General features: G+C 69.9%; 21 protein-coding genes. 1 reads left to right on the forward strand and 20 read right to left on the reverse strand.

Going from position 1 to position 22,261, the window contains the following annotated elements; all coding sequences use genetic code 11:
* Positions 1-32: 32 nt before the first annotated feature.
* The gene (gene waaA, locus BM43_RS27670) at positions 33-1,382 is read left to right on the forward strand and encodes a lipid IV(A) 3-deoxy-D-manno-octulosonic acid transferase (protein WP_036048019.1); all 1,350 of its coding nucleotides are present in this window, start codon (positions 33-35) and stop codon (positions 1,380-1,382) included.
* A gap of 64 nt (positions 1,383-1,446) precedes the next feature.
* Here waaA and ureG read toward each other — a convergent pair whose 3' ends face one another.
* From ureG to hemN, 20 genes are all read right to left on the reverse strand, one after another.
* Positions 1,447-2,091 (reverse strand): urease accessory protein UreG, encoded by a 645-nt coding sequence (ureG, locus tag BM43_RS27675; RefSeq protein ID WP_013696855.1) that lies wholly within the window; start codon positions 2,089-2,091, stop codon positions 1,447-1,449.
* Positions 2,092-2,101: 10 nt separating this feature from the next.
* On the reverse strand, positions 2,102-2,782 hold the full coding sequence (locus BM43_RS27680; RefSeq protein WP_036052851.1) for an urease accessory protein UreF: 681 nt from the start codon (positions 2,780-2,782) through the stop codon (positions 2,102-2,104).
* The gene (gene ureE, locus BM43_RS27685; protein ID WP_036048017.1) at positions 2,769-3,548 is read right to left on the reverse strand and encodes an urease accessory protein UreE; all 780 of its coding nucleotides are present in this window, start codon (positions 3,546-3,548) and stop codon (positions 2,769-2,771) included. The genes BM43_RS27680 and ureE overlap by 14 nt, the downstream gene beginning before the upstream one ends.
* A gap of 20 nt (positions 3,549-3,568) precedes the next feature.
* Entirely contained in the window at positions 3,569-5,275 is a 1,707-nt protein-coding gene (gene ureC, locus BM43_RS27690; RefSeq protein WP_036048015.1) for an urease subunit alpha, read from the reverse strand.
* A gap of 76 nt (positions 5,276-5,351) precedes the next feature.
* Entirely contained in the window at positions 5,352-5,657 is a 306-nt protein-coding gene (locus tag BM43_RS27695) for an urease subunit beta (protein WP_036048012.1), read from the reverse strand.
* 8 nt (positions 5,658-5,665) lie between these two features.
* Positions 5,666-5,968, reverse strand: coding sequence for an urease subunit gamma (gene ureA, locus BM43_RS27700; protein ID WP_013696860.1), 303 nt, complete (start codon positions 5,966-5,968; stop codon positions 5,666-5,668).
* Between the two features lie 233 nt (positions 5,969-6,201).
* A complete protein-coding gene (locus tag BM43_RS27705; RefSeq protein WP_036048009.1) occupies positions 6,202-7,098 on the reverse strand; it encodes an urease accessory protein UreD in 897 nt (298 codons plus the stop codon).
* Positions 7,099-7,279: 181 nt separating this feature from the next.
* Positions 7,280-8,050: a BPSS1780 family membrane protein gene (locus BM43_RS27710; RefSeq protein ID WP_036048007.1), complete on the reverse strand. Its 771-nt coding sequence runs from the start codon at positions 8,048-8,050 to the stop codon at positions 7,280-7,282.
* Between the two features lie 56 nt (positions 8,051-8,106).
* Entirely contained in the window at positions 8,107-9,330 is a 1,224-nt protein-coding gene (locus tag BM43_RS27715; protein ID WP_036048004.1) for a DUF1700 domain-containing protein, read from the reverse strand.
* A complete protein-coding gene (locus BM43_RS27720) occupies positions 9,327-9,668 on the reverse strand; it encodes a PadR family transcriptional regulator (RefSeq protein WP_036048002.1) in 342 nt (113 codons plus the stop codon). Before BM43_RS27720 ends, BM43_RS27715 begins: the two co-directional genes overlap by 4 nt.
* A gap of 302 nt (positions 9,669-9,970) precedes the next feature.
* On the reverse strand, positions 9,971-12,481 hold the full coding sequence (locus BM43_RS27725) for a family 20 glycosylhydrolase (protein ID WP_036047999.1): 2,511 nt from the start codon (positions 12,479-12,481) through the stop codon (positions 9,971-9,973).
* Positions 12,482-13,047: 566 nt separating this feature from the next.
* Entirely contained in the window at positions 13,048-13,740 is a 693-nt protein-coding gene (gene urtE / locus BM43_RS27730; protein WP_013696866.1) for an urea ABC transporter ATP-binding subunit UrtE, read from the reverse strand.
* Between the two features lie 23 nt (positions 13,741-13,763).
* Positions 13,764-14,630: an urea ABC transporter ATP-binding protein UrtD gene (gene urtD, locus BM43_RS27735; RefSeq protein ID WP_017919637.1), complete on the reverse strand. Its 867-nt coding sequence runs from the start codon at positions 14,628-14,630 to the stop codon at positions 13,764-13,766.
* Positions 14,627-15,808, reverse strand: coding sequence for an urea ABC transporter permease subunit UrtC (urtC, locus tag BM43_RS27740; RefSeq protein ID WP_013696868.1), 1,182 nt, complete (start codon positions 15,806-15,808; stop codon positions 14,627-14,629). The genes urtD and urtC overlap by 4 nt, the downstream gene beginning before the upstream one ends.
* Positions 15,809-15,811: 3 nt before the next feature.
* Positions 15,812-17,425, reverse strand: a complete 1,614-nt coding sequence (gene urtB / locus BM43_RS27745; RefSeq protein WP_080742153.1) for an urea ABC transporter permease subunit UrtB — start codon at positions 17,423-17,425, stop codon at positions 15,812-15,814.
* A gap of 75 nt (positions 17,426-17,500) precedes the next feature.
* Positions 17,501-18,805: an urea ABC transporter substrate-binding protein gene (urtA, locus tag BM43_RS27750; RefSeq protein WP_013696870.1), complete on the reverse strand. Its 1,305-nt coding sequence runs from the start codon at positions 18,803-18,805 to the stop codon at positions 17,501-17,503.
* Positions 18,806-19,251: 446 nt separating this feature from the next.
* Positions 19,252-19,575, reverse strand: coding sequence for a rhodanese-like domain-containing protein (locus BM43_RS27755; RefSeq protein WP_025102060.1), 324 nt, complete (start codon positions 19,573-19,575; stop codon positions 19,252-19,254).
* 28 nt (positions 19,576-19,603) lie between these two features.
* Entirely contained in the window at positions 19,604-20,257 is a 654-nt protein-coding gene (locus BM43_RS27760; protein ID WP_036052534.1) for a protein-L-isoaspartate O-methyltransferase family protein, read from the reverse strand.
* A 222-nt stretch (positions 20,258-20,479) separates the two neighbouring features.
* Positions 20,480-20,737, reverse strand: coding sequence for a hypothetical protein (locus BM43_RS27765; RefSeq protein ID WP_017921320.1), 258 nt, complete (start codon positions 20,735-20,737; stop codon positions 20,480-20,482).
* 67 nt (positions 20,738-20,804) lie between these two features.
* Positions 20,805-22,196: an oxygen-independent coproporphyrinogen III oxidase gene (gene hemN, locus BM43_RS27770; protein ID WP_036034268.1), complete on the reverse strand. Its 1,392-nt coding sequence runs from the start codon at positions 22,194-22,196 to the stop codon at positions 20,805-20,807.
* Positions 22,197-22,261 lie beyond the last annotated feature (65 nt).

Below are 22,261 nucleotides of genomic sequence, written 5' to 3' on the forward strand. Positions count from 1 at the left end.
CGCGCAGGCACGGAGCAAACCACGGTGGTGTCATGTTGAGAGCGGTGTATCGCGCGCTTTGGTGGATCGTCGCGCCCGCCGCGGTAGTGCGGCTGTTCTGGCGTTCGCGCAAGGAGCAAGGCTATCGCGAGCATATCGGCGAGCGCTTCGGCCAGCTCGCGCCGGCCATGCGCGCGCGACGCGGGCCCGACGACGCGGCGCCGCTGATCTGGGTGCATGCGGTGTCGGTCGGCGAGACGCGCGCCGCGCAGCCTCTGATCGAGGCGTTGCTGGCCGCGCGGCCCGACGCGAAGCTGCTGCTCACCCACATGACGCCGAGCGGCCGCGCCACCGGCGAGCAGTTGTTCGGCGCGCGCGTGCTGCGCTGCTATCTCCCCTACGACATGCCGCACCTGGTGCGCCGCTTCCTGCGCGCCTGGCGGCCGACGCTCGGGCTGGTGATGGAGACCGAGGTCTGGCCCACGCTGATCGACGAGTGTCGTCGCGCCTCGGTGCCGCTGGTGCTGACCAATGCGCGCATGTCGGCGCGTTCGTTCCGCCGCGCCTCGCGTTTCGGCCCGGCGGTGCGCGAGGTGTTCGGCGGTTTCTCGCGGGTGCTGGCGCAAAGCCCGTCCGATGCCGAGCGGCTCGGCGCGCTCGGCGCGCGCAACCTGGCCGTGCTCGGCAACCTGAAGTTCGACATGAGCACGCCGCCGGAGCTGGCCGCGCGCGGCCGGGCCTGGCGCGAGGCGATCGGCTCGCGGCCGGTGTGGGTGGCGGCCAGCACGCGCGAGGGCGAGGAGGCGCTGGTGCTGCGCGCCTTCGCGGCGCTGAACACGCCGCATGCGCTGCTGATCCTGGTGCCGCGTCATCCGCAGCGTTTCGACGAGGTGGCCTCGCTGGCCGCGCGCGAGGGGCAGGCGGTGGTACGCCGCTCGGCGCTGTGGGCGGCAGGCGCGGCGGCGGCGGGGCAGGCCCACGCGGCGCTGGCGGCCGACACCACGGTGCTGCTGGGCGATTCGATGGGCGAGCTCGGCGCCTATTACGCGGCGGCCGACGTGGCCTTCATCGGCGGCAGCCTGTTGCCGCTGGGCGGGCAGAACCTGATCGAGGCCTGCGCGGTGGGCGTGCCGGTGCTGATCGGCCCGCACGTGTTCAACTTCACGCAGGCCACGGCCGATGCGGTGGCGGCCGGCGCGGCCGCCCAGGTCCAGGATCCGGAAGAGCTGGCGACGACGCTCGATGCGCTGTTCGCCGATCCGGCGCGGCGCGCCGCGATGGGCGCGGCCGGCGCCGCGTTCGCCGCGCGTCATCGCGGCGCGACGGCGCGCACCGTCGACGTGCTGACGGCGCTGCTGCCGCCGCCTGGCACCGCCGCGCGCGACGAGGTCGAGCCGGCCTGAGCGCGCCATCGGAGGGCGCATCGCCCCGAGCGAAGACGGCCGGCATTGCCGGCCGTTCGCACGTTTACGCGCTCAGCAAACCCTTCTTCTCGATGAAGGCGATCACCTCGGCCACGCCTTCCAGCGCCTTCAGGTTGGTCATCACGTAGGGGCGCTCGCCGCGCATCTTGCGCGTGTCGGAGGCCATGATCTCCAGGTTCGCGCCCACCAGCGGCGCGAGGTCGGTCTTGTTGATCACCAGCAGGTCCGACTTGGTGATGCCGGGGCCGCCCTTGCGCGGAATCTTCTCGCCGCCGGCCACGTCGATCACGTAGATCGTCAGGTCCGACAGCTCGGGGCTGAAGGTGGCCGCGAGATTGTCGCCGCCCGACTCGATGAACACGATGTCGGCATCGGGGAAGCGGCCCAGCATGCGATCGACGGCTTCGAGGTTGATCGAGGCGTCCTCGCGGATCGCCGTGTGCGGGCAGCCGCCGGTCTCGACGCCCATGATGCGTTCCTCGGGCAGGGCGCCCGCCACGGTCAGCAGGCGCTGGTCTTCCTTGGTGTAGATGTCGTTGGTGATCGCCACCAGGTCGTAGCGCTCGCGCATCGCCTTGCAGAGCATCTCGAGCAGGGTGGTCTTGCCGGAGCCGACGGGGCCGCCGATGCCCACGCGCAGCGGCGGCAGTTTCTTGGTACGGCGGGAGGAAGCGGAGGGCGTGTTCATGGTCGTGCGTTCAGGAGCGGAACAGTCGGGAGTACTGGGTTTCGTGCCGCGCCGACAGGATGCCGAGCAGCGGCGCGAAGGTGTTGATCGCCTCGGGCGGCGTGGCCAGCGCGCGGCGCACCGCGGCCGCGATGGTGCCGCGCAGCGAGACCAGGATCTTCTGGCCGGCGAGCTGGCCGAGCGGCACCGCCTTGAGCGCGGCGGCGGCCTGGTTCTCGACCCAGCCGAAGGCATAGGCGGTCAGCGTCGCATCGGGCGCCGCATCGTGCGCGGCGGCCGCGAAGGCATAGGCGGTGGGCAGCGCGATGGGGCGCATCGCGGCCAGCGTGGCGCGCCGGGCGGCGTCGCCCCATTCGAGCGAGCCGCACAGCTGGGCGAGCGACCAGCCCATCTGCTCGGTCTCGCGGCGCAGTTCGGCCGATTCGCGGCTGGCGATGAATTCCGCATTGGCGTCGAGCAGCGCCTCGGTGTCGTGCCGGCGCCAGCGTTCGAGCTGGTGCGCGACCAGCGGCAGCTCGCCGAGCGCGAGCACGTCGGCCAGGCCGCTGGCGATCCAGTCGCGCGCGCTGTCGGCGTCGCGGATCAGCTCGGCGTCGAGCGCGGCCTCGAAACCCTGCGAATAGCTGAAGGCGCCGATCGGCAGGGCCGGCGAGGCCAGGTGCAGCAGCGCGACGAGTTCAGTCGTGTCCATGGTCATGGCAATGCTTGCAGTCGTCGCCGTGCCGGTGCTCGTGATCGTGCCGATGTTCGTGCGAATGCGCGTGCGAGGCCGCGCCGTGGGAATGTTCGTGGTCGTGCGAATGGGTGTGGCCGTGTTCGTGAGTCGCCCCGTGGTGGGCGTGGTCATGGCCATGCTGATGCGTGTGCGCGCCGTGCGCATGCGCATGCGCATGATCGTGCCCGTGCCCATGATCGTCGTGATCGTGGCCGTGCGCATGTCCGTGATGCTCGCCATACACCTGCTGCGCGAGCGCGTAGTCTTCCGCGAAGCTCGCGTCGTGGCCGTGCCGATGACCGCCGCCATACGCGCCCGCCTCGGGCTGGAACGGCGCCTCGACGCGTTCGACGTGCGCGCCGAGCCGCGTCAGCATGTCGGCCAGCACCGGATCGTATTCGAGCTTGAGCGTGTCCAGGCCGATCTCGACCGGCGTGTGGCGATTGCCGAGGTGGTAGGCCGCGCGCGTGAAGGTCAGCGCGTCGGGCGCGCGTACCCGCATCACCGCCTCGGCGGCGGCCACCACGCGCACCAGCGCGCCGTCGTCGGCCACCAGCACGTCGCCATCGGCCAGCACGGTGCCGCGCGGCAGCACCACGGCCAGCTCCTCGCCGCTGTCGAGCGTGGCCGCGAAGCGGCTGCGGCAGCGCGCGTCATAGGCCAGCGTGAGGGTTGGCGCGCGGGCCACCAGCGAGGCGGCCAGCTTCACGTTCGGGGCAATGCGTTTGTCGAGAGTGCGCATGAAACGTAATCGGAATCCGGTCAGAACAGGAAGTAGCGCTGCGCCATCGGCAGCACCGTGGCCGGCTCGCAGGTCAGCAACTGGCCGTTGGCCACCACGTCGTAGGTTTCGGGGTCGACCGTGATGCTCGGACGCCAGGCGTTGTGGATCATGTCGGCCTTGGTCACCGTGCGGCAGCCGCGCACCGCCACCACCTGCTTGGCCAGCCCGTAGCGCGCGGCCACGCCGCGATCGGCCGCCAACTGCGAGACGAAGGTCAGCGAGGTGCGCCCGAGCGCGCCGCCGCGGGTGGCGAACATCTCGCGGAAATGCACCGGCTGCGGCGTCGGGATCGAGGCGTTCGGGTCGCCCATCTGGGCCACCGCGATCATGCCGCCCTTGAGGATCATGGCCGGCTTCACGCCGAAGAAGGCCGGTTCCCACAGCACCAGGTCGGCCCACTTGCCCGGCTCGATCGAGCCGACCTCGTGCGCGATGCCGTGCGTGAGCGCCGGATTGATGGTGTACTTCGCGACGTAGCGCTTGGCGCGGAAATTGTCGTTGCGCGCGCCGTCCTCGGGCAGCCGGCCGCGCTGCACCTTCATCTTGTGCGCGGTCTGCCAGGCGCGGATGATCACCTCGCCCACCCGGCCCATCGCCTGCGAATCCGAGGACATCATCGACAGCGCGCCGAGGTCGTGCAGGATGTCCTCGGCGGCGATGGTCTCGCGGCGGATCCGCGATTCGGCGAAGGCCAGGTCCTCGGCGATCGACGGATCGAGGTGATGGCAGACCATCAGCATGTCGAGGTGCTCGTCGAGCGTGTTGATCGTGTAGGGCCGCGTCGGGTTGGTCGACGAGGGCAGCACGTTCAGCTCCGAGCAGACCTTCAGGATATCGGGCGCGTGGCCGCCGCCGGCACCCTCGGTGTGATAGGTGTGGATCGTGCGGCCCTTGAAGGCGGCCACCGTCGATTCGACGAAGCCGCCCTCGTTGAGCGTGTCGGTGTGGATCGCCACCTGCGTATCGGTTGCGTCCGCAACCGTCAGGCAGTTGTCGATGGCCGCGGGCGTGGAGCCCCAGTCCTCGTGCAGCTTGAGGCCGATTGCGCCGGCCGCGATCTGCTCCTCGGCCGGCTGCGGCAGGCTCACGTTGCCCTTGCCGAGGAAGCCGATGTTGATCGGCCAGCCGTCGGCGGCCTGCAGCATGCGCTCGATATGCCAGGGCCCCGGCGTGCAGGTGGTGGCGTTGGTGCCGGCCGCGGGGCCGGTGCCGCCGCCGATCATGGTGGTCACGCCCGAGGCCAGCGCCTCGTCGATCTGCTGCGGGCTGATGAAGTGGATGTGGGTGTCGATGCCGCCGGCCGTGACGATCATGCCCTCGCCGGCGATCACCTCGGTGCCCGCGCCGATCGCGATGGTCACGCCGGGCTGGATGTCGGGGTTGCCGGCCTTGCCGATCGACTGGATGCGGCCGTCCTTGATGGCGATGTCGGCCTTGACGATGCCCCAGTGATCGAGAATCACCGCATTGGTCACCACCGTGTCGGCCACCTCGGCGGCCCCGCGCTGCGACTGGCCCATGCCGTCGCGGATCACCTTGCCGCCGCCGAACTTCACTTCCTCGCCGTAGATCGTGCAGTCTCGCTCGACCTCGATCAGCAGTTCGGTGTCGGCGAGGCGGATGCGGTCGCCGGTGGTCGGGCCGAACATTTCCGCGTACGCGCGGCGGCTCAAGCGTAGTGTCATGGTGTCGAATCCTTGGGGCGCCCGGCCGGGGCCGGGCTGCGAACGATGAGAGGGCGCGGGGGCCGGCCTGGCGGGCTCAGAGCTTGCCCATCACCTTGCCCTGGAAGCCGTAGACGATGCGATCCCCCGCCAGCTCGACCAGCTCGATGGTGCGCGTCTGGCCGGGCTCGAAGCGCACGGCGGTGCCGGCGGCGATATTGAGCCGATAGCCGCGCGCGGCGGCGCGATCAAAGGACAGCGCGTCGTTGACTTCGTGGAAGTGGTAGTGCGAGCCGACCTGCACCGGCCGGTCGCCGGTATTGGCGACCGCCAGCGTGAGCGTGGCGCGGCCGACGTTGAGCTCGTGCTCGCCGTCGTCGGTGAGGATTTCGCCGGGGATCATGGTGGGCCTCAGGGAATCGGGTGATGGACGGTGACCAGCTTGGTGCCGTCGGGAAACGTCGCCTCGACCTGGATGTCGGGAATCATCTCGGCCACGCCGTCCATCACGTCCTCGCGGGTGAGCAGGGTGGTGCCGTAGTGCATCACCTCGGCCACGGTCTTGCCGTCGCGGGCGGCTTCCATCAGCGCCGCGGTGATGAACGCGACCGTCTCCGGGTAGTTGAGCTTCAGCCCGCGGGCGCGGCGGCGCTCGGCCAGCAGCGCGGCGGTGAAGATCAACAGCTTGTCCTTCTCTCGTGGGGTCAGCTTCATGAAAGCCTAATGTTTAGCTAGACGTAATGATTCGAGCGTGTGTTGCAGATATGGCAAGCGATCCTAGCATCGCGACCGGTGGCCCGCATGAGGTTCTGTCTGAATGCAAGCCGTGTGCCATGCGGTAGTGCGTTGCGCGGCCCGTTTGCGTGCGTGCGCTCACCGCGCCGGTGCGCGGGGCCGGTGCGGTGCATCGAGATGGTGCGGGGAAGAGGGGTAAGGGGACGAGAGCCTCAGGTCTGCCAGAGCCGCAGCGGTTTCGCCTCGACGCCGTGCACCACCGGGCGCAGCCGCGTCCACTGCTCGACGAACAACTGCTGCAGCGCCTCGACCGAGCCGGCCAGCGCGCGCACCAGCATCACGCGCGGCGCGACGCAGGTGGCACCGGCGCGCAGCGTGTCGGTGAAAGGCAGCGTCGGCGCCAGCGATTCCGCCAGCGCGTCGGTGCAGGCGTCACCGATCGCCCACAGCGTGCCATACACGGGGAAGCCGGCCAGCCCTTGCGGTGTCTCGCGCAGCGGCTCGGTCGCGCCCAGGTGCGCGCGCTCGACCCAGAGCGGCTGTCCGTCGGCGCCGACGATGCGCGCATACGAGGCGATGCGCCCGACCGACCAGGTTTCGCCGGCGGCCTGCCTGCCCAACTGCGAGACGTCCCAGCCGATCACGCTGGCGCGTTCGCCGAGCGTCAGCGAAAACTCCAGCGAGGCCTGCGCCGCGTCGAAGAACAGGTTGTTCTGCGGCAGCCAGTCCAGGCGGGCGTCATCTCCCACTTCGATGGCGATGCGCTGCCGCGCGTCCAGGCCGTTGGACTTGTACCACTTGGTGGCGCCCGGCGTGGTGATCACCGCATGCGAGCCGGCGCCGACGCGCACCGCGATGTCGAGCCGGTCGCCGCCGGCCACGCCGCCGGGCGGATGCACGATCACCGCGTGGCAGATCGCGTCGCCTTCGGGATAGAGGGGCCGCTGGATCCGCAGCGGCCCGTCGTGGCGGCGGTGTACCAGCGCCGTGCGCTGCGCGGATTGCCGCTCGAAGCCGAGCTCGAGCGTGGCGCGCCAGGATTTCTTCGCGGCGGCACCGGTGGTGGCGCTATCGGGTGAGGCGGGGGCGTGCGGATCGTGAGCGGACATCGAACGAACGGGAAGGCATCGGGCAAGGGACCGGGCGAGCGAGCCGCGCGATCCGGACAATCCGGAACCGGCGGCCTGGCTGCTGCGCTTCGACTGCGTTCCGGCGCGGCTCCTGCCGCGCGCCGACATGCTACCTCAGGCGGCCATGCCGGCGCGCGCGGATCAATATTGCGGCCCCGGCTCAGCCGCGTGCCGGCGAGGCGGTCCAGCGATCGCCGAGCAGCGCGCGGTAGCTCGCGTACATGCCCAGCACGACCAGCGCGGCCAGCAGCGGCGTGACCACCAGGGCGCGCAGGGCCACCGGCAGCCACGGCGCGGCCAGCGCGTCGGCGCCCAGCGCGAGGGCATGGACCAGCGCGATCGGCAGGTTGCGCAGCACGGCGCGCGCGCTTGCCAGCATGGCCTCGCCGGCCGATGCGCGGCGCAGCACCACCAGGGCCGGCGCGAACCAGAACAGGGCGAGCGCCAGCGCGTAGCAGGGCAGCGCCACCAGCAGCGCCAGCGCTTCGGCCTCGAGCGGGTCGGCGGGCATCAGGTGCGACTGGCGCAGGCCATGCGCGGCCGCATAGCCGGCACCGGCGATCGCGGCCGTCGCGCAGCCGATCGTGAACAGTGTGCTGCGATGCTCGGCCACCGCCAGCCAGGCTTCGCCGAACGACCAGGCTCGCGCATGGGTGGCGCGTTCCTGCATCAGCACCAGCACGGCGGCCGCCAGTGGCGCGGCCATCGGCGCGAGCAGCGCGAGGCGCGGCGCGAGTTCGAACAGGGTGGCCGCGTCGGCGCAGGCGAGCAGCGCGAACAGCCACCAGACGGGCCGCTGGCGCGCGATCGACAGCCCGTGCGCGAGCCAGCCGGGCAACTGACGAATCGATACCCCGCGCGGGGTGCCGCGACGACGCGGATCGTAGGGACGCGCGACGGCTGCCGCGCTGGAAGCGATGTGCCGGTTCATGACCGTTTCCTCTCGATGAAAAAACACTGCATGAGTCAGGGGGATGGCGCGCCGCGTCAGGCCGCGCCGGTGTCGAGTCGTTCGGTGATGCGTTCGGCCTGGCGGCGCACGTAGCGCACCAGGCCGCGCCAGGTGGCGCGTGTCAGCAGCAGGCAGAGCCAGAGGCCGAGCAGGCCGCTGACCAGCATCGCGAAGCCGTAGAGCAGGGTGCCGATGCGCTCGCCGTGCGAGCCGACGATCACCAGGCGATCGCGTCCGCTGCCGAGCGCGACGTGGTTGCGGTCGATCTCGATCGAGTCCTCGCCGCTCTTCAGGCTCAGGTGCGGGGTGTCGCCCGCGACGAAGGACATGTTGCCGTCGCGGTCCCGGATGTCCCAGGCCATCGACTCGGGCTTGCTGCCCACGCGCGCGGCCGAGACCTTGTCGCCCTGCTTGTTGCGCAGCTCCAGCGCCACCACGTCGACGCGCCGGATCGACCAGCTTTCTCCCTCGACGGTGAACAGCGCGCGCGAGCCGCCGACCGCCTCGACGCGCAGCTTGCCGTCGCGATTGTTCAGCTCGAGGGGCCCCGCCGTGGTGACGATCGATACATGCGTGCCGGCTTGCGGGCGCAGCACGAAGCGCTCGCCGTCCACCCGCAGGTCGGGCACGTTCAGGTGCGCCAGCAGCGCTTCGGTGCTCGCCGCGGCGGTGCCGGCCTGGCTCACCTTCGGTGCCTCGGGGGCGGGCGGAGCCTGCGGCGCGCTCGCGGCGGCGGATTTCTCGTCGTCATCGTCGTCGTCTTCATCCACGTCGCGACCGGCGGCCGCCTTCGCGCCGGTCTTGCCGTCGTCGGAGCCGGCCTCGATGCTGAACGGGATGAAGTCGGCCGAGGGCCAGCCGAACAGGTGATGGCTGCCGAGCATCAGCACGATCGCCAGGCCCGCGGCGAACAGCCCCGCCGACAGCGTATATGCGGCGGTGAGCAGCAGCAGGTAGAACATGAAGGGCACCAGCAGCAGCAATTGCAGCAGGCCCAGCCCGGCGATCGAGGCGAACACGCGCATCAGGTTGCCGAACGAGCGGCGCGTCTCCCACTGGCGGAAGTTGGCCTGCGCGCGCAGCTCGCGGGCGAGCTTGGCGGGGTCGCCCAGCGCGGCCACCACCTCGGGCTCGCTTCGGCCGGCGGCCAACGCGTCGCCGATGTACTCGCGGTAGTCGGCGACGATCTCGTCGACCACGTGCTTCGGCAAACTCCGCAGTTCATGCCGCAATTGCTCGATGAATGCGTCCTGCGTCATTGCTGCTCCCCTGTCGCGGTTGGCACGCCGGGCAAGCCGAGCACGCCGTTGACCTCATTGACGAAACTGCGCCATTCCTGTTCCATGCCCGCCAGGCTGTTGCGCCCCGCGGCCGTCAGCGAGTAGTACTTGCGCGGCGGCCCCGAGCTCGACTCGACGAAGTAGGTCGACACCCAGGCCTCGGCCTGCAGGCGTCGCATCAGCGGGTAGATGGTGCCCTCGCTGATTTCCATGGTTTCCGACAGCGTCGAGACGAGTTCGTAGGCGTAGCTGTCCCCGCGTGCCAGCACGGCCAGCACGCACATGTCGAGCGTTCCCTTTTTCAACTGGGTCTTCATGCGAATCCGTCTGCTTTGGTGTGCATTGCAGGGTACCTTGCAATGCACGATTGTTGGCGGGACTTGTTCCGTCGAGCCATGGGCTGCAATGTAGCAGCCGGTATTGTTTTATGCAAGGTACTGTTTCATGCACGACAGCGGAGGCGGGAAAAACCGCGCCCGGCAAGCGGGACGGCCTTGCCGGGCAGGTGAGGGAAGAATACGGGGGCGCGATGGCTGGCATTGGGCGCCGCCCGCCATCGGGGTGACCTGCACGGCGCCGGCGGCCGGGAGCCGGCCGGCGCCGTGCCGATCGGAGCCGATCAACTGCCGGACAGGCTGAAGGTCGGCGAGCGGTAGCCGATCCCGGCGCGCCCCAGCTTCGGCAGCTCGCGCTGCTTGAGCACGGTGGCGAAGCCGGCCCAGTCCTTGTTCAGCGCGTCCTTGTCGACCAGGTGCGTGTCGCCGAGCTTGTAGCGCACGCCGGCCGCGTACGGGCGCTCCCAGTCGGCGCGATGCCAGGCGCGTTCGGCCAGTGCCAGCAAGCGCGGATACACCATGTACTCGAACTCGCTGTCGTTGCGCATCACCTCGCCCCAGGCCTGGCCCTGCATGCCTTCCAGGCGCGGCGCGGCGCCGGTGCCGGTCACCTCGAACGGATTGCCGTCGCGGTCGCCGATCACCTCGGCGTTCTGCGGCAGGTTCTCCGGCGCGAACGAGAACACCTTGTACTCGTCGGTCGCGTGCGAGCCCCAGTAGTAGCCGCGCTCACGCGGGTTGGTGGTGTAGGGGAAGTCGAAGTAGAGGTAGTCGGGCAGTGCCAGCACGGTGCGATAGCCCTTCGCGCTCCAGTCCCGCGCGCTGTCGGCGGCGCCCCAGAACAGCGTGTCCCACAGCGTCACCATGGTGTTGCGGGTGCTGAAGTCCTGCGGGCCGTTGGCATGCTTGAGGCCGTCCTGCCAGGCCGCCATGGTGCCGATGCCGTTGGCCGCGACCTGCGCGCTGACCTGCTGCGCGAAGCGCGTCGGCAACTCCTCGGTCGACTTGATCTCGCCGCGCTGCAGCAGGGCGGTGCACATTGGCGAGCGGGCCCAGGGCAGGTCCTGCGCGGCCTGGTCGACGCGGCCCTTGTTCGGGTCGTTGCCGTTGAGCGGCTGGAAGCCGGCGCCGAGCAGGATGTTCTTGGCCTCGTCGCCGCCGAAGTGCCAGATCGGCAGCGGCGCCTGCGCATCGGCGTACATCGCGGCGATCTCGCGGATCACCTTGGTGGCGAATTTCAGCGAGCCGGGCGCGCAGGGGTTGAGGTAGCTGCGGCGGTCGTAGAACTGCACCGACAGCGTGTTCGAGGTGTCCTGCGGATCGATCAGCCGGTATTCGCTGGCCTCGCGCTCGCGGCCGAGCGCGTGGAACAGCCGGTAGCGCACCTCCATCGACTGCACCGCGGCGCGCGCGTGGGCCGGCATGTCGATCTCGGGAATCACGTCGACGAAGCGCTCGGCCGCGTAGCGCAGCAACGAGACGTATTCGTCGCGGCGCAGGTAGCCGCCGCCCGAGCGGTTGTCCGGCCCCGAGCCGAGCTGCGGCAGCAGGCACAGCGTCTCGCTCGGATCGTGGCAGCGCCGCGAGCCCACCGCCGTCAGCTCGAGCAGGCCGGGGATCTCGATGCGCCAGCCCTCGTCGTCGGACAGGTGCAGGTGCAGGCGGTTGAGCTTGTAGGCGCTCATCTGGTCGATCAGCTTGCGCAGCGTGTCGGCGTGCTTGAAGTTGCGCGCCAGGTCGGCGTGCATGCCGCGATGCGGGAAGCGCGGCGCGTCCTCCACCTGCATGGCCGGGATCCGGCCGCCGCCGGCCGGCGTCAGCGAGAACAGCGTCTGCACGCCGTAGTAGAGGCCGGTCTGGTCGTAGGCCTCGATGTTCGCGCCCTGGCGCGTGATCGAGAGCCGGTAGCCGCCGGGGATCGCGATGTCGGCGGGCAGTTGCTGCGGCACGATGCTGCCGCGCACCGGCAGGCCCGAGCCGCCCAGGCCCAGCTCGCCGGCGCGCTCGCGCAGGGCCGCCACGTGGTTGGCCGCGAGGCCGGTGAGTGCCAGCTGCACGCCGCGCAGCTCCACCGTGTCGTTGCCGAGGCGCTCGCGCTTCACGCTCGGCAGGGCGCGCGACGCCATCGGCTGGACCGTGGCGGGCGGCGCGTTGCCGGTCGAGCTGCTCTGCGCGTCGGCCGGCAGCGAATCGACGTAGCGCGTCTCGTCGTCGGTGTCGTTGTGGCGCAGCACGGTCGGCAGCGCGCCCGAGACGATCACGTAGGGGCGCGGCAGCAGATCGCTGTAGCGCAGGAACCAGTATTCGGCCACGAAGGGCACGGTCAGGCGCGCGCCGGGCGCGAGCGTGACCGCGCCGGGCTTGGGCGTCAGCTCGTAGAGGTCGCCCGTCAGGTGGCGCAGCGTGAAGCCGGGATGGTCGATGCGCAGCAGGCGCCGGATGCTGTGCAGGTAGAGCTTCCAGCCGTCGCCGCTGATGCGCGCCTGGCCGCGATTCTCGAGGATCAGCCGGCCGGTGGCGCAGCTGGCCGAATCGGCGCCGAGATCGGCGCAGGGCATGCCGGCCGCGTTCGCGTTGTTGTTGTCGATCGCGTAATGCAGCATCAGGTCGCGGCCGAGCTGGGCCGACAGCAGGAATGGGCTGAGGATGCCGCCCGGCGGCCTGGCCTGCGCGCCGGGCGTGGCAGGTGCGCCCGGCATCGGCGCGTTGAAGGTCTGGGCAGATTGCGCGCCGGCGGCGGCCGGTAGCACGGCGGCCGCGATCAGGGCGGCCTTCAGGAGCAGCGTTCGGTTCATCGGATTTCCCCAAGAGGATGCGGCGAATCAAGGACCGGGAGCCCGGGATCGTGGCGGCCGGTGTGTCCAGGAAACGGGCGCGCGACGGCACGCGCGATGCCCGATGGACATCGCGGATCGGTGGCGCGGCAATCGTCAAACGGGTGCGGCGGATGCAGCAGGTGCTGAGGCGGGCTGGACGCCGGGGCGCGCTCGCGCGCGTGCCGGCGGCAGCGGAACTACGGGAATGGCGTGGGGCAGGGTCGGCCGCCGGCATGCCGGCAAGCCTGGGGCGCAACGCGGCGCGCCGAAGCGGAATTCTTCATGTCTCCCCCTCTCAGTGGGACGCGGCCTGTCGTCAGCCTTGCGCGAAATATTACGAAAACTCCAATTGGTGTTCAAGTGGTATTGATTTGGAATTGAACTGGCATTAACCCGAATGCCCGGGAAGGAATCGGGGCGGGGAGGGGACGGGCAAGGGGGAAGCGGGCGGGGTCGCGGCCGGCGAGGTGCTCGCGATCGGCGGGCTTGTCGTGGAAATCCGGGGCGCGGGGGGCGCCCCGGGAGCGGGGGAAGGCGGGGCAGGCTCAGACGGCGATCAGCTCGCGCACGCCCTTGGCGTCCATCTCGTCGGCGGCGCCGCCGGCGACGATCTCGCCGCGGCTCATCACCCAGTAGTGATCGGCGATCGACTTCGCGAAGTCGTAATACTGCTCGACCAGCAGCACGGTCATCCCGGTTTCGTCGACCAGTTGCCGCAGCGTGCGGCCGATGTCCTGGATGATCGAAGGCTGGATGCCCTCGGTCGGCTCGTCGAGGATCAGCAGTTGCGGCTCGCTCATCAGCGCGCGGCCGATCGCGAGCTGCTGCTGCTGGCCGCCGGAGAGATCGCCGCCGCGCCGCGTGCGCATCTCGCGCAGCACCGGGAACAATTCGTAGATGCGATCCGGCACCTTCGAGGGTGCCTTGCGGCTGGCCGCGCCCACCAGCAGGTTCTCCTCCACGGTCAGGCGCGGGAAGATATCGCGGCCTTGCGGCACGTAGGCGAGCCCGGCGGCGACACGCGCATGCGGCGCCAGCGCGTCGAGCGGCTTGCCGCGCCAGGCGATCTGCCCGTTCTTCGCGGCCACCACGCCCATCAGGCAGCGCAGCAGGGTGGTCTTGCCCACGCCGTTGCGGCCGAGCAAAACGGTCAGCTTGCCTTCCTCGGCACTCAGGTTGACGTTGCGCAGGATATGGCTGCCGCCGTAGAACTGGTTGAGGGAATCGATCTTCAGCATGAGCAGGTTGTCCTTCAGATTCGTCAACGGCCGAGGTAGGACTCGATCACGGCCTCGTCGCGCTTGACCTGCTCGAGCGTGCCCTGCGCGAGCACCGCGCCTTCGGCCATCACGGTCACGCAGCCGGTCTCGCCGGCCAGCGCCGCGACGAATTCCATGTCGTGCTCGACCACCATCATCGAGCAACTGCCGCGCAGCGCGTTCAGCAACTGCGCCAGCTCCATGGTCTCGTGGTCGGTCATGCCGGCCGCGGGTTCGTCGAGCAGTAGCAGGGCCGGCTGCTGCATCAGCAGCATGCCGATCTCGAGCCGCTGCTTCTGGCCGTGCGACAGCTCGCCGGCCAGGCGGTAGGCGCTGTCCTCGAGCTTGATCAGCGCGAGCGTCTCCTCGATGCGGCGCTGCGCCGAGCGGTCGAGCCGCGCGCGCAGCGAGGCCAGCCAGCCCTTGTCGGTCTTCATCGCCAGCTCGAGGTTCTCCCAGACCGGGTGCGCCTCGAACACGGTCGGCTTCTGGAACTTGCGGCCGATACCGGTGCGCGCGATCTCGGGCTCGCTCATGCGCGACAGGTCGAGGGTCTGGCCGAGGAACACCTTGCCCGCGTCGGGCCGGGTCTTGCCGGTGATCACGTCCATCATGGTGGTCTTGCCGGCGCCGTTCGGGCCGATCACGCAGCGCAGCTCGCCCGCGTCGATCGACAGCGACAGCTTCCTCAACGCGCGAAAGCCGTCGAAGCTGACCTCGACGTCCTCCAGGTAGAGGATGGTGCCGTGCGAGGTATCGATCGCGCCGGGCTCGACCACGCGCGCCATCGAGGCCACGCCGCTGAGGGTGAGCGCCTCGGCGCCGCCGTCGGGCTGGGCCAGGTCGGGCATCATGCCGTTCTCGTTCATCGACGCGCTCCGCGTTTGATCAGGGAATCGACCAGGCCGACGATGCCGCGCGGCATCAGCAGCGGCACCAGCACGAAGATCAGGCCGAGGAAGAACAGCCAGTATTCGGCGAAGTAGGCGGTGAAGAAGCTCTTCGCGCCGTTCACCGCGAAGGCGCCGACGATCGGCCCGATCAGCGTGCCGCGCCCGCCCACCGCCACCCAGATCGCCATCTCGATCGAGTTGCCCGGCGACATCTCGCTGGGATTGATGATGCCGACCTGCGGCACGTACAAGGCGCCGGCGATGCCGCACAGCACGGCCGAGACGGTCCAGATGAACAGCTTGTAGGCGAGCGGGCTGTAGCCGAGGAACATCAGGCGCGTTTCGCCGTCGCGCACGGCGGTGACCACCCGGCCGAGCTTCGAGGTGACGATCGCGCGCGCGGCGAGGAAGGCCAGCACCAGGGTGGCGAAGCTCGCGAGCAGCAGCACCGTGCGCATGCCGGGCGAGGTGATGCCGTAGCCGGCGAGGCGCTTGAAGTCGGTGAAGCCGTTGTTGCCGCCGAAGCCGGTCTCGTTGCGATAGAACAGCAGCATCGCCGCGAAGGTCATGGCCTGGGTGATGATCGACAGGTAGACGCCCTTCACGCGCGAGCGGAAGGTGAAGAAGCCGAACACCCAGGCGACCACGGCCGGCACCAGCACCACCAGCACGAGCGCCACCGCGAGGTGGTCCGAGCCGCTCCAGTACCAGGGCAGCGACTTCCAGTTCAGGAACACCATGAAGTCGGGCAGGCTGCTGCCGTAGACGCCGTCGTGGCCGATCTCGCGCATCAGGTACATGCCGATCGCATAACCGCCGAGCGCGAAGAACAGCCCGTGGCCGAGGCTCAGGATCCCGCAGTAGCCCCATACCAGGTCGAGCGCGAGCGCGCCGATCGCGTAGCACATGAACTTGCCGGCGATCGTCATCGCGTAGGCGGACAGGTGGAAGGCGCTCGATTCGGGTACCACCAGCGCGGCCAGCGGCACGCCGATGCCGATCGCGATGCACAGTGCGATCAGCGCGAGCCAGGCGCGGCGCGACAGCAGCGCCGCGCGCGGCGGCAGGCCCAGCGCGAAGCCGGGCGCGCCGCCCGCGACGGGCGTGGGCACCGTGGCCGGCGCCAGCGAGGAAGAGGAAGTGATCGAGGTCATGGTTCAGGCCTCCGCGCTGCGGCCCTTCAGGGCGAACATGCCTTGCGGGCGTTTCTGGATGAACAGCACGATCATCACCAGCACCGCGATCTTGGCGAGCACGGCGCCCCAGAACGGCTCGATCGCCTTGCTGACCAGGCCCAGGCCGAAGCCGCCCACCACGGTGCCGGCGATCTGGCCGACGCCGCCCAGCACCACCGCCATGAAGGAGTCGATGATGTAGCTCTGGCCGAGGTCGGGGCCGACGTTGCCGATCTGCGAGAGCGCGCAGCCGCCCAGGCCCGCGATGCCGGCGCCGAAGGCGAAGGCATAGGAATCGACGCGCGCGGTCTTCACGCCCACGCAGGCCGCCATCCGGCGGTTCTGCGTGACGGCGCGCACGAACAGGCCGAGCCGGGTCCTGGTCAGCACGCCCCAGGCGATCGCCACCACCAGCAGCGAGAACACCAGGATCGCGATGCGGTTGTACGGCAGGATCAGGTTCTGCATCAGGGTCACGCCGCCGCTCATCCAGGACGGGTTCGAGACCTGCACGTTCTGCGCGCCGAAGATCATGCGGGTGGCCTGGATCAGGATCAGGCTCACGCCGAAGGTGGCCAGGAGCGTTTCCAGCGGGCGGCCGTAGAGATGCTTGAGCACGGTGCGCTCCAGCACGATGCCCACCAGCGCCGCCGCCACGAAGGAGGCCGGCACGGCCACCAGCGGGTACCAGTCGAAGGCGCCCGGCGCGTAGCGCTGGAACAGCGTCTGCACCACGTAGGTGGCGTAGGCGCCGATCATCAGGAATTCGCCGTGCGCCATGTTGATCACGCCGATCAGGCCGTAGGTGATGGCCAGGCCCAGCGCGGCCAGCAACAGCACGCTGCCGAGCGAGAGGCCGGCGAACAGGGTGCTGGCGATCTCGCCGCGCTCCTGCAGCGAGTGCAGCGCGTCGAGCCCTTGCTGGGCGGCGGCGCGCACCCGCGCATCGGGCTCGGCGTAGCTGCCGTCGGCCTGCCTGGCCACCAGCGGGCGCAACTGCTCGATCATGTCGAGGTCGTGGCGCGCGGCCACCAGCTCGACCGCCTCGAGCCGCTTGGCGGGATCGGCGTCGTGCAGCGCGGCGATCGCCCACAGCGCGTCGAGCCGGCGCTTGAGCGTGGCGTCGCTTTCCCTGGCGCGAGCCTTGTCGATCAGCGGCTTGAGCGAGGCATCGGGATTCTTCAGCAGGGCATCGACGGCGGCCGTGCGCGTGGCGAGATCGGGCGAGGCCAGGTCGAGGCCCGACAGCGCATTGGCGACCTTGCTGCGCAGCAGGTTGTTAAGCGTCACCGGCTGGGCATCGCCGGGCTGCACGGCGGCGCCCGACAGCGCGTCCTTGGTGCTGCCGTCGTCGGCCTGCAGCAGCAGCTTGCCATCGTCGCTGGCGAGCGCGGTGCCGTCGGCCAGCGCGTGCAGCAGGCCGACCGAGGCGGCGTCGCCGGCCGCGGCCAGATGATCGATCGCCGCCAGTTTCGCGTCGAAGTCGTCGCCGGCCAGCGCGGCCGTGTCGGCGGCGTCTAGGGCGAAGGCGGCGGGGCTGCCGAGCGCGAATGCCGCGCAAACCAGCAGCATCCGCAGGAAGGGGCGCAGTGTCATGGGAGGGATCCGTCGAGCGAGGACATCGCGGGGCATGAGCGGCACGAGCCGAGCCTCATGCCCCGGTACGGCGAATTACGCCAGCGCGGAGGCGCGGCGGCGGCGCAGGAAGTCGCCGATCGAGCTGACCACGTCGGGCTTGCCCGCGTTGCCCGGGATATACGGGCTCCACGGCTGGGCGCGCACCGTGGTCTTGGTGCGCCAGACCACGTTGAACTGCCCGTCGGCGCGGATCTCGCCGATCATCACCGGCTTGTGCAGGTGGTGGTTGCCGTCCATCTCCAGCACGAAGCCCGAGGGCGCGTTGAACTTCTGGCCGACCATCGCCGTGCGCACCTTGTCGACGTCCGTGCTCTTGGCCTTCTCGACCGCCTGCTTCCACATGTGGATGCCGACATAGGTCGCCTCCATCGGGTCGTTGGTCACGCGCTTGGCGCCGCCGGGCAGGTTGTTCTTCTTGACCCAGTCAGCGAACATCGCCTTGAACTTGGCGTTCTCCGGATTGCGCAGCGACATGAAGTAGTTCCAGGCGGCCAGGTTGCCGACCAGCGGCTTGGTGTCGATGCCGCGCAGTTCCTCCTCGCCCACCGAGAAGGCCACCACCGGCACGTCGGTGGCCTTGAGGCCCTGGTTGCCGAGCTCCTTGTAGAAGGGCACGTTCGAATCGCCGTTGATGGTCGAGATCACGCAGGTCTTGCCGCCCTGCGAGAAGGTGCGGATGTTCGAGACGATGGTCTGGTAGTCGCTATGGCCGAAGGGCGTGTAGACCTCCTGAATATCCGCGTCCTGCACGCCCTTCGACTTCAGGAAGGCGCGCAGGATCTTGTTGGTGGTGCGCGGGTACACGTAGTCGGTGCCGAGCAGGAAGAAGCGCTTGGCGCCGCCGCCCTCGGCGCTCATCAGGTATTCGGTGGCGGGAATCGCCTGCTGGTTCGGCGCGGCGCCCGTGTAGAACACGTTGCGCGACATCTCCTCGCCTTCGTACTGCACCGGGTAGAACAGCAGGCCGTTGAGTTCCTCGAACACCGGCAGCACCGACTTGCGCGACACCGAGGTCCAGCAGCCAAACACCACCGCCACCTTGTCCTGGGTCAGCAGGCCGCGCGCCTTCTCGGCGAACAGCGGCCAGTTCGAGGCCGGGTCGACCACCACCGGCTGCAGCTGGCGGCCCATCACGCCGCCGGCCTTGTTGATTTCCGCGATGGTCATCAGCGCGGTGTCCTTCAGCGAGGTCTCGGAGATCGCCATCGTGCCGGACAGCGAATGCAGCACGCCAACCTTGATCGGCCCCTTGTCCTCGGCGTTGGCCAGCGGCAGGCGCCCCGCCAGCGTGAGTGCACCGGCCATCGATCCGATCTTCAACAGACTGCGACGCTTCATCGAGTTCCCCTTGACGTGTTGGCATGGTTGCGCCGGGCCGGCGCTTCGAAGAGCGATAACGCAAGGCATGTGCCAGCGTGCCCGGAATCCCCAGGCGACGGGGCTCGGCAGGGCTTTTTGTTCGCCGGGCGAGCCGTCTCGGTGCAGGCGCGCGGCACGTCGATGGGCCGCGGCGGTGCAAGGGGGCGGCCGATCGTGGTGCATCGGGGAGCGATGCACAGCCGACGATCATGCGTGTGCGCGATGCGTGCGGTGCCCGCACGTTCGGGACGCATCGCACGCACCGGGATGTATCGGGAAGGGGAAGAGGCGGGGCGGCGCCCCGCGCGCGGGCATCGGCGGCGCACAAAAACGAACGCCGCTGCCTGGGGCAGCGGCGTTGGGGAGCGAGGCGCTCGGGACGGCTTGCCTGAAGCCCGCGAGGGGGCCGGCGCTCGCCTGGCGGATCAGTAGCGCGGCACGGCCGGATCGACGTCGCGCGACCAGGCGTCGATGCCGCCCTGGAGGTTGTAGAGCTTCGTGAAGCCGCGCGATTCGAGGAACATCGCGACCTGCGCGCTGCGCATGCCGTGATGGCAGACGCAGACGATCTCGGCTTCGTCGTCGAGCTCCTCGCTGCGCGCGGGGATCTGCTGCATCGGGATCGACACGCTGCCCGCGATGCTCGCGGTGGCGATCTCCCACGGTTCGCGCACGTCGAGCACGAGCGGCGCGGGGCGGGACGAATCGGCCAGCCAGGCGGCCAGGGCGGGGGCGGTCAGGATCTGCATCGGCATGAGGATATCGGGGTGGCGTGGATCAGAACTTGAAGCGCGACGGCTCCATGGCGTTGACGAGGTGGTCGACGTAGGTTTCGAACACGTCGGCGACGCGGAACTGCTTGTCGTCGATGCGCGTGATGATCTGCGCCTTCATGACCGGGCGCGAGCCGACGAAGGCGGCCAGCCGGCCGCCCACCTTCAGTTGCTCCAGCAGCTCCTGCGGCACCACCGGCAGGCCGCCCGAGACGCAGATCACGTCGTAGGGGCCCTTCTCGGGCAGGCCGCGCGCCGCGTCGGCCAGTACCACCTCGGCATTGCTCACGCCGTTGTCGCGGAGGTTGTCGGCGGCGAACTGCACCAGGGCCGGGTCGATGTCGACCGTCACCACGTGCTGGCCGCGATGGGCCAGCAGGGCGGCCATGTAGCCCGAGCCGGCGCCGATCTCGAGGATGCTCTCGTGCTTCTTGACCGCCAGCTCCTGCAGCATGCGCGCCTCGACGCGCGGGGCCAGCATCTTCTGGCCGCCCGGCAGCGGCAGTTCCAGATCGGCGAAGGCCAGATCACGGTAGACGCTCGGCACGTACAGCTCGCGCTTGACGACCGACAGCAGGCTCAGGACCTCAGGGTCCAGCACTTCCCACGGCCGGATCTGCTGTTCGATCATGTTGAAACGCGCATTGTCGATGTTCATGGTGGTCTTGCCGCAGGGCGGCCGTCAGCGGGGAAATTGAGTGACCGATTGTACCAAACGCCTCGCCATCGCTGCGCCCGGACGCGGCGGTGGGATGCCGTCGCGCAAGGCCGCGCGGCGCCCGGGACGGCGGGGAGCGAGGAAGACGGGCGGCGCTGCCGTGGCACGCCACGGCGGGCCGGCCCCGCGCCACGGATCGGCAGGGCGACGGCGGCGGCCGTCTCAGCCCTTGGCCTTGCGGATCTTGTCCTCGAAGGCCTCGTCGAGCTTGCTGGCCTTGCGCGGCGCCGGCGGCGAGAGGCTGTTGACGAAGGCCACGAACTCGTCGGGCGGCAGCGGCGCGCAGAGCTTCTCGAGGCGGCCGCTGGCGCGGTCGGTCAGGTAGAACAGGTCGCCCGGCACGCTGACGGCGGCATAACGCGGATTGCCGGTGCGGGTCTTCAGGCGTTCGACCGCGTGGGTCGCTTTGGTCGTGCGCATGGTGGGACGGCGAAAAGCGGGAAACCGCCACTGTAGCGCAGATGGCGGGCGGCCCGCCGGGCCCGGTTCAGAGCGTGCGCGAGCAGCGGCCGGCCATCGCGTCCGACAGGTAGGCATCGAAGCACATCGCGATATTGCGCACGAACGGCCGCCCGGCGGGGCGGATCGTCAGGCAACCGGGTTCGATCGCGACCAGGCCGTCGCGCTCGAATTCGCGCAGCGCGGCCAGTTCGCGGGCGAAGCGATCGGCGAAGCGGATCCCGTAGGTGACCTCGATCTCGGCGAAGGGCAGGGTGGCATGGCACATCAGGCGCATGATCACGTCGCGGCGCAGCCGGTCCTCGGCGCTCAGCCGCCGGCCGCGCGCGATCGGCAGCCGGCCCGCGTCGATCGCCGCGCCCCAGGCGGCGAGATCCTTGGCGTTCTGCGCGTAGACGTCGCCGACCTTGCCGATCGAGGACATGCCCACGCCGATCAGGTCGGTGTCGGCGCGCGTGCTGTAGCCCTGGAAGTTGCGCTGCAGCGTGCCCTTGCGCTGGGCGGCGACCAGCTCGTCGGACGGCCGCGCGAAATGGTCCATGCCGATGTAGATGTAGCCGGCATGCGTGAGCGTCTCGATCGCCAGGCCCAGCAGGGCCACGCGCGCGGCCGGCGGCGGCAGGCCGGCCGCGTCGATGCGGCGCTGCATCTTGAACAACTGCGGCAGGTGCGCGTAGCCGAACACGGAGATCCGGTCCGGCGCCAGCTCGATCACGGCGGCGAGCGTGCGCGCGAAGGTCTCGACGGTCTGCTTCGGCAGGCCGTAGATCAGGTCGACGCTGACCGAGCGGTAGCCCACCAGGCGCGCGGCCGAGATCAGGCTGGCGGTGAGTTCGATCGGCTGCTCGCGGTTGACGGCGCGCTGCACCTCGGGATCGACGTCCTGCACGCCGAGGCTGAGCCGGTTGAAGCCCTGCATGCGCAGGTGGGCGAGGGTGGCGGGCGTGGCGGTGCGCGGGTCGACCTCGATCGAGATCTCGGCCTCGCTGTCCGCGGCGATCGGGAAATGGGCGCGGGTGGCGGCCATCAGCTCGGCCATCTGCGCGTCCGACAGGAAGGTGGGCGTGCCCCCGCCCCAGTGCAGCTGCGTGATCACGCGATCCGGATCGAAGCAGCGCGCCTGCAGCGCGAGCTCGCGCTTGAGGCGGTCCAGGTAGGGGCGCGCGTGGGCGCGGTTGCGGGTGGCGATGCGGTTGCAGCCGCAATAGAAGCAGGCCGTCGCGCAGAACGGGATGTGCACGTACAGCGACAGCTCGCTGGAGGCCGCGCCCGGGTCGGCCGCCGCGCGCTCGTAGTCGGCGATCCCGAAGGCCTCGTCGAATTGCAGCGCGCTCGGGTAGGAGGTGTAGCGCGGGCCGTTCGCCGTGTATTTCGCCAGCAAATCGGGACGGAACAGGGGGGAGGATGAGCAGGACGTCATGTAGGAATCGACAGGCGACGAGCGACGCGGTTCAGTCTAGTGGCTTCCCTTCTTAACGAGATAAG

Origin of the sequence: Burkholderia gladioli (genome assembly GCF_000959725.1) — a bacterium.
Lineage (GTDB): Bacteria > Pseudomonadota > Gammaproteobacteria > Burkholderiales > Burkholderiaceae > Burkholderia > Burkholderia gladioli.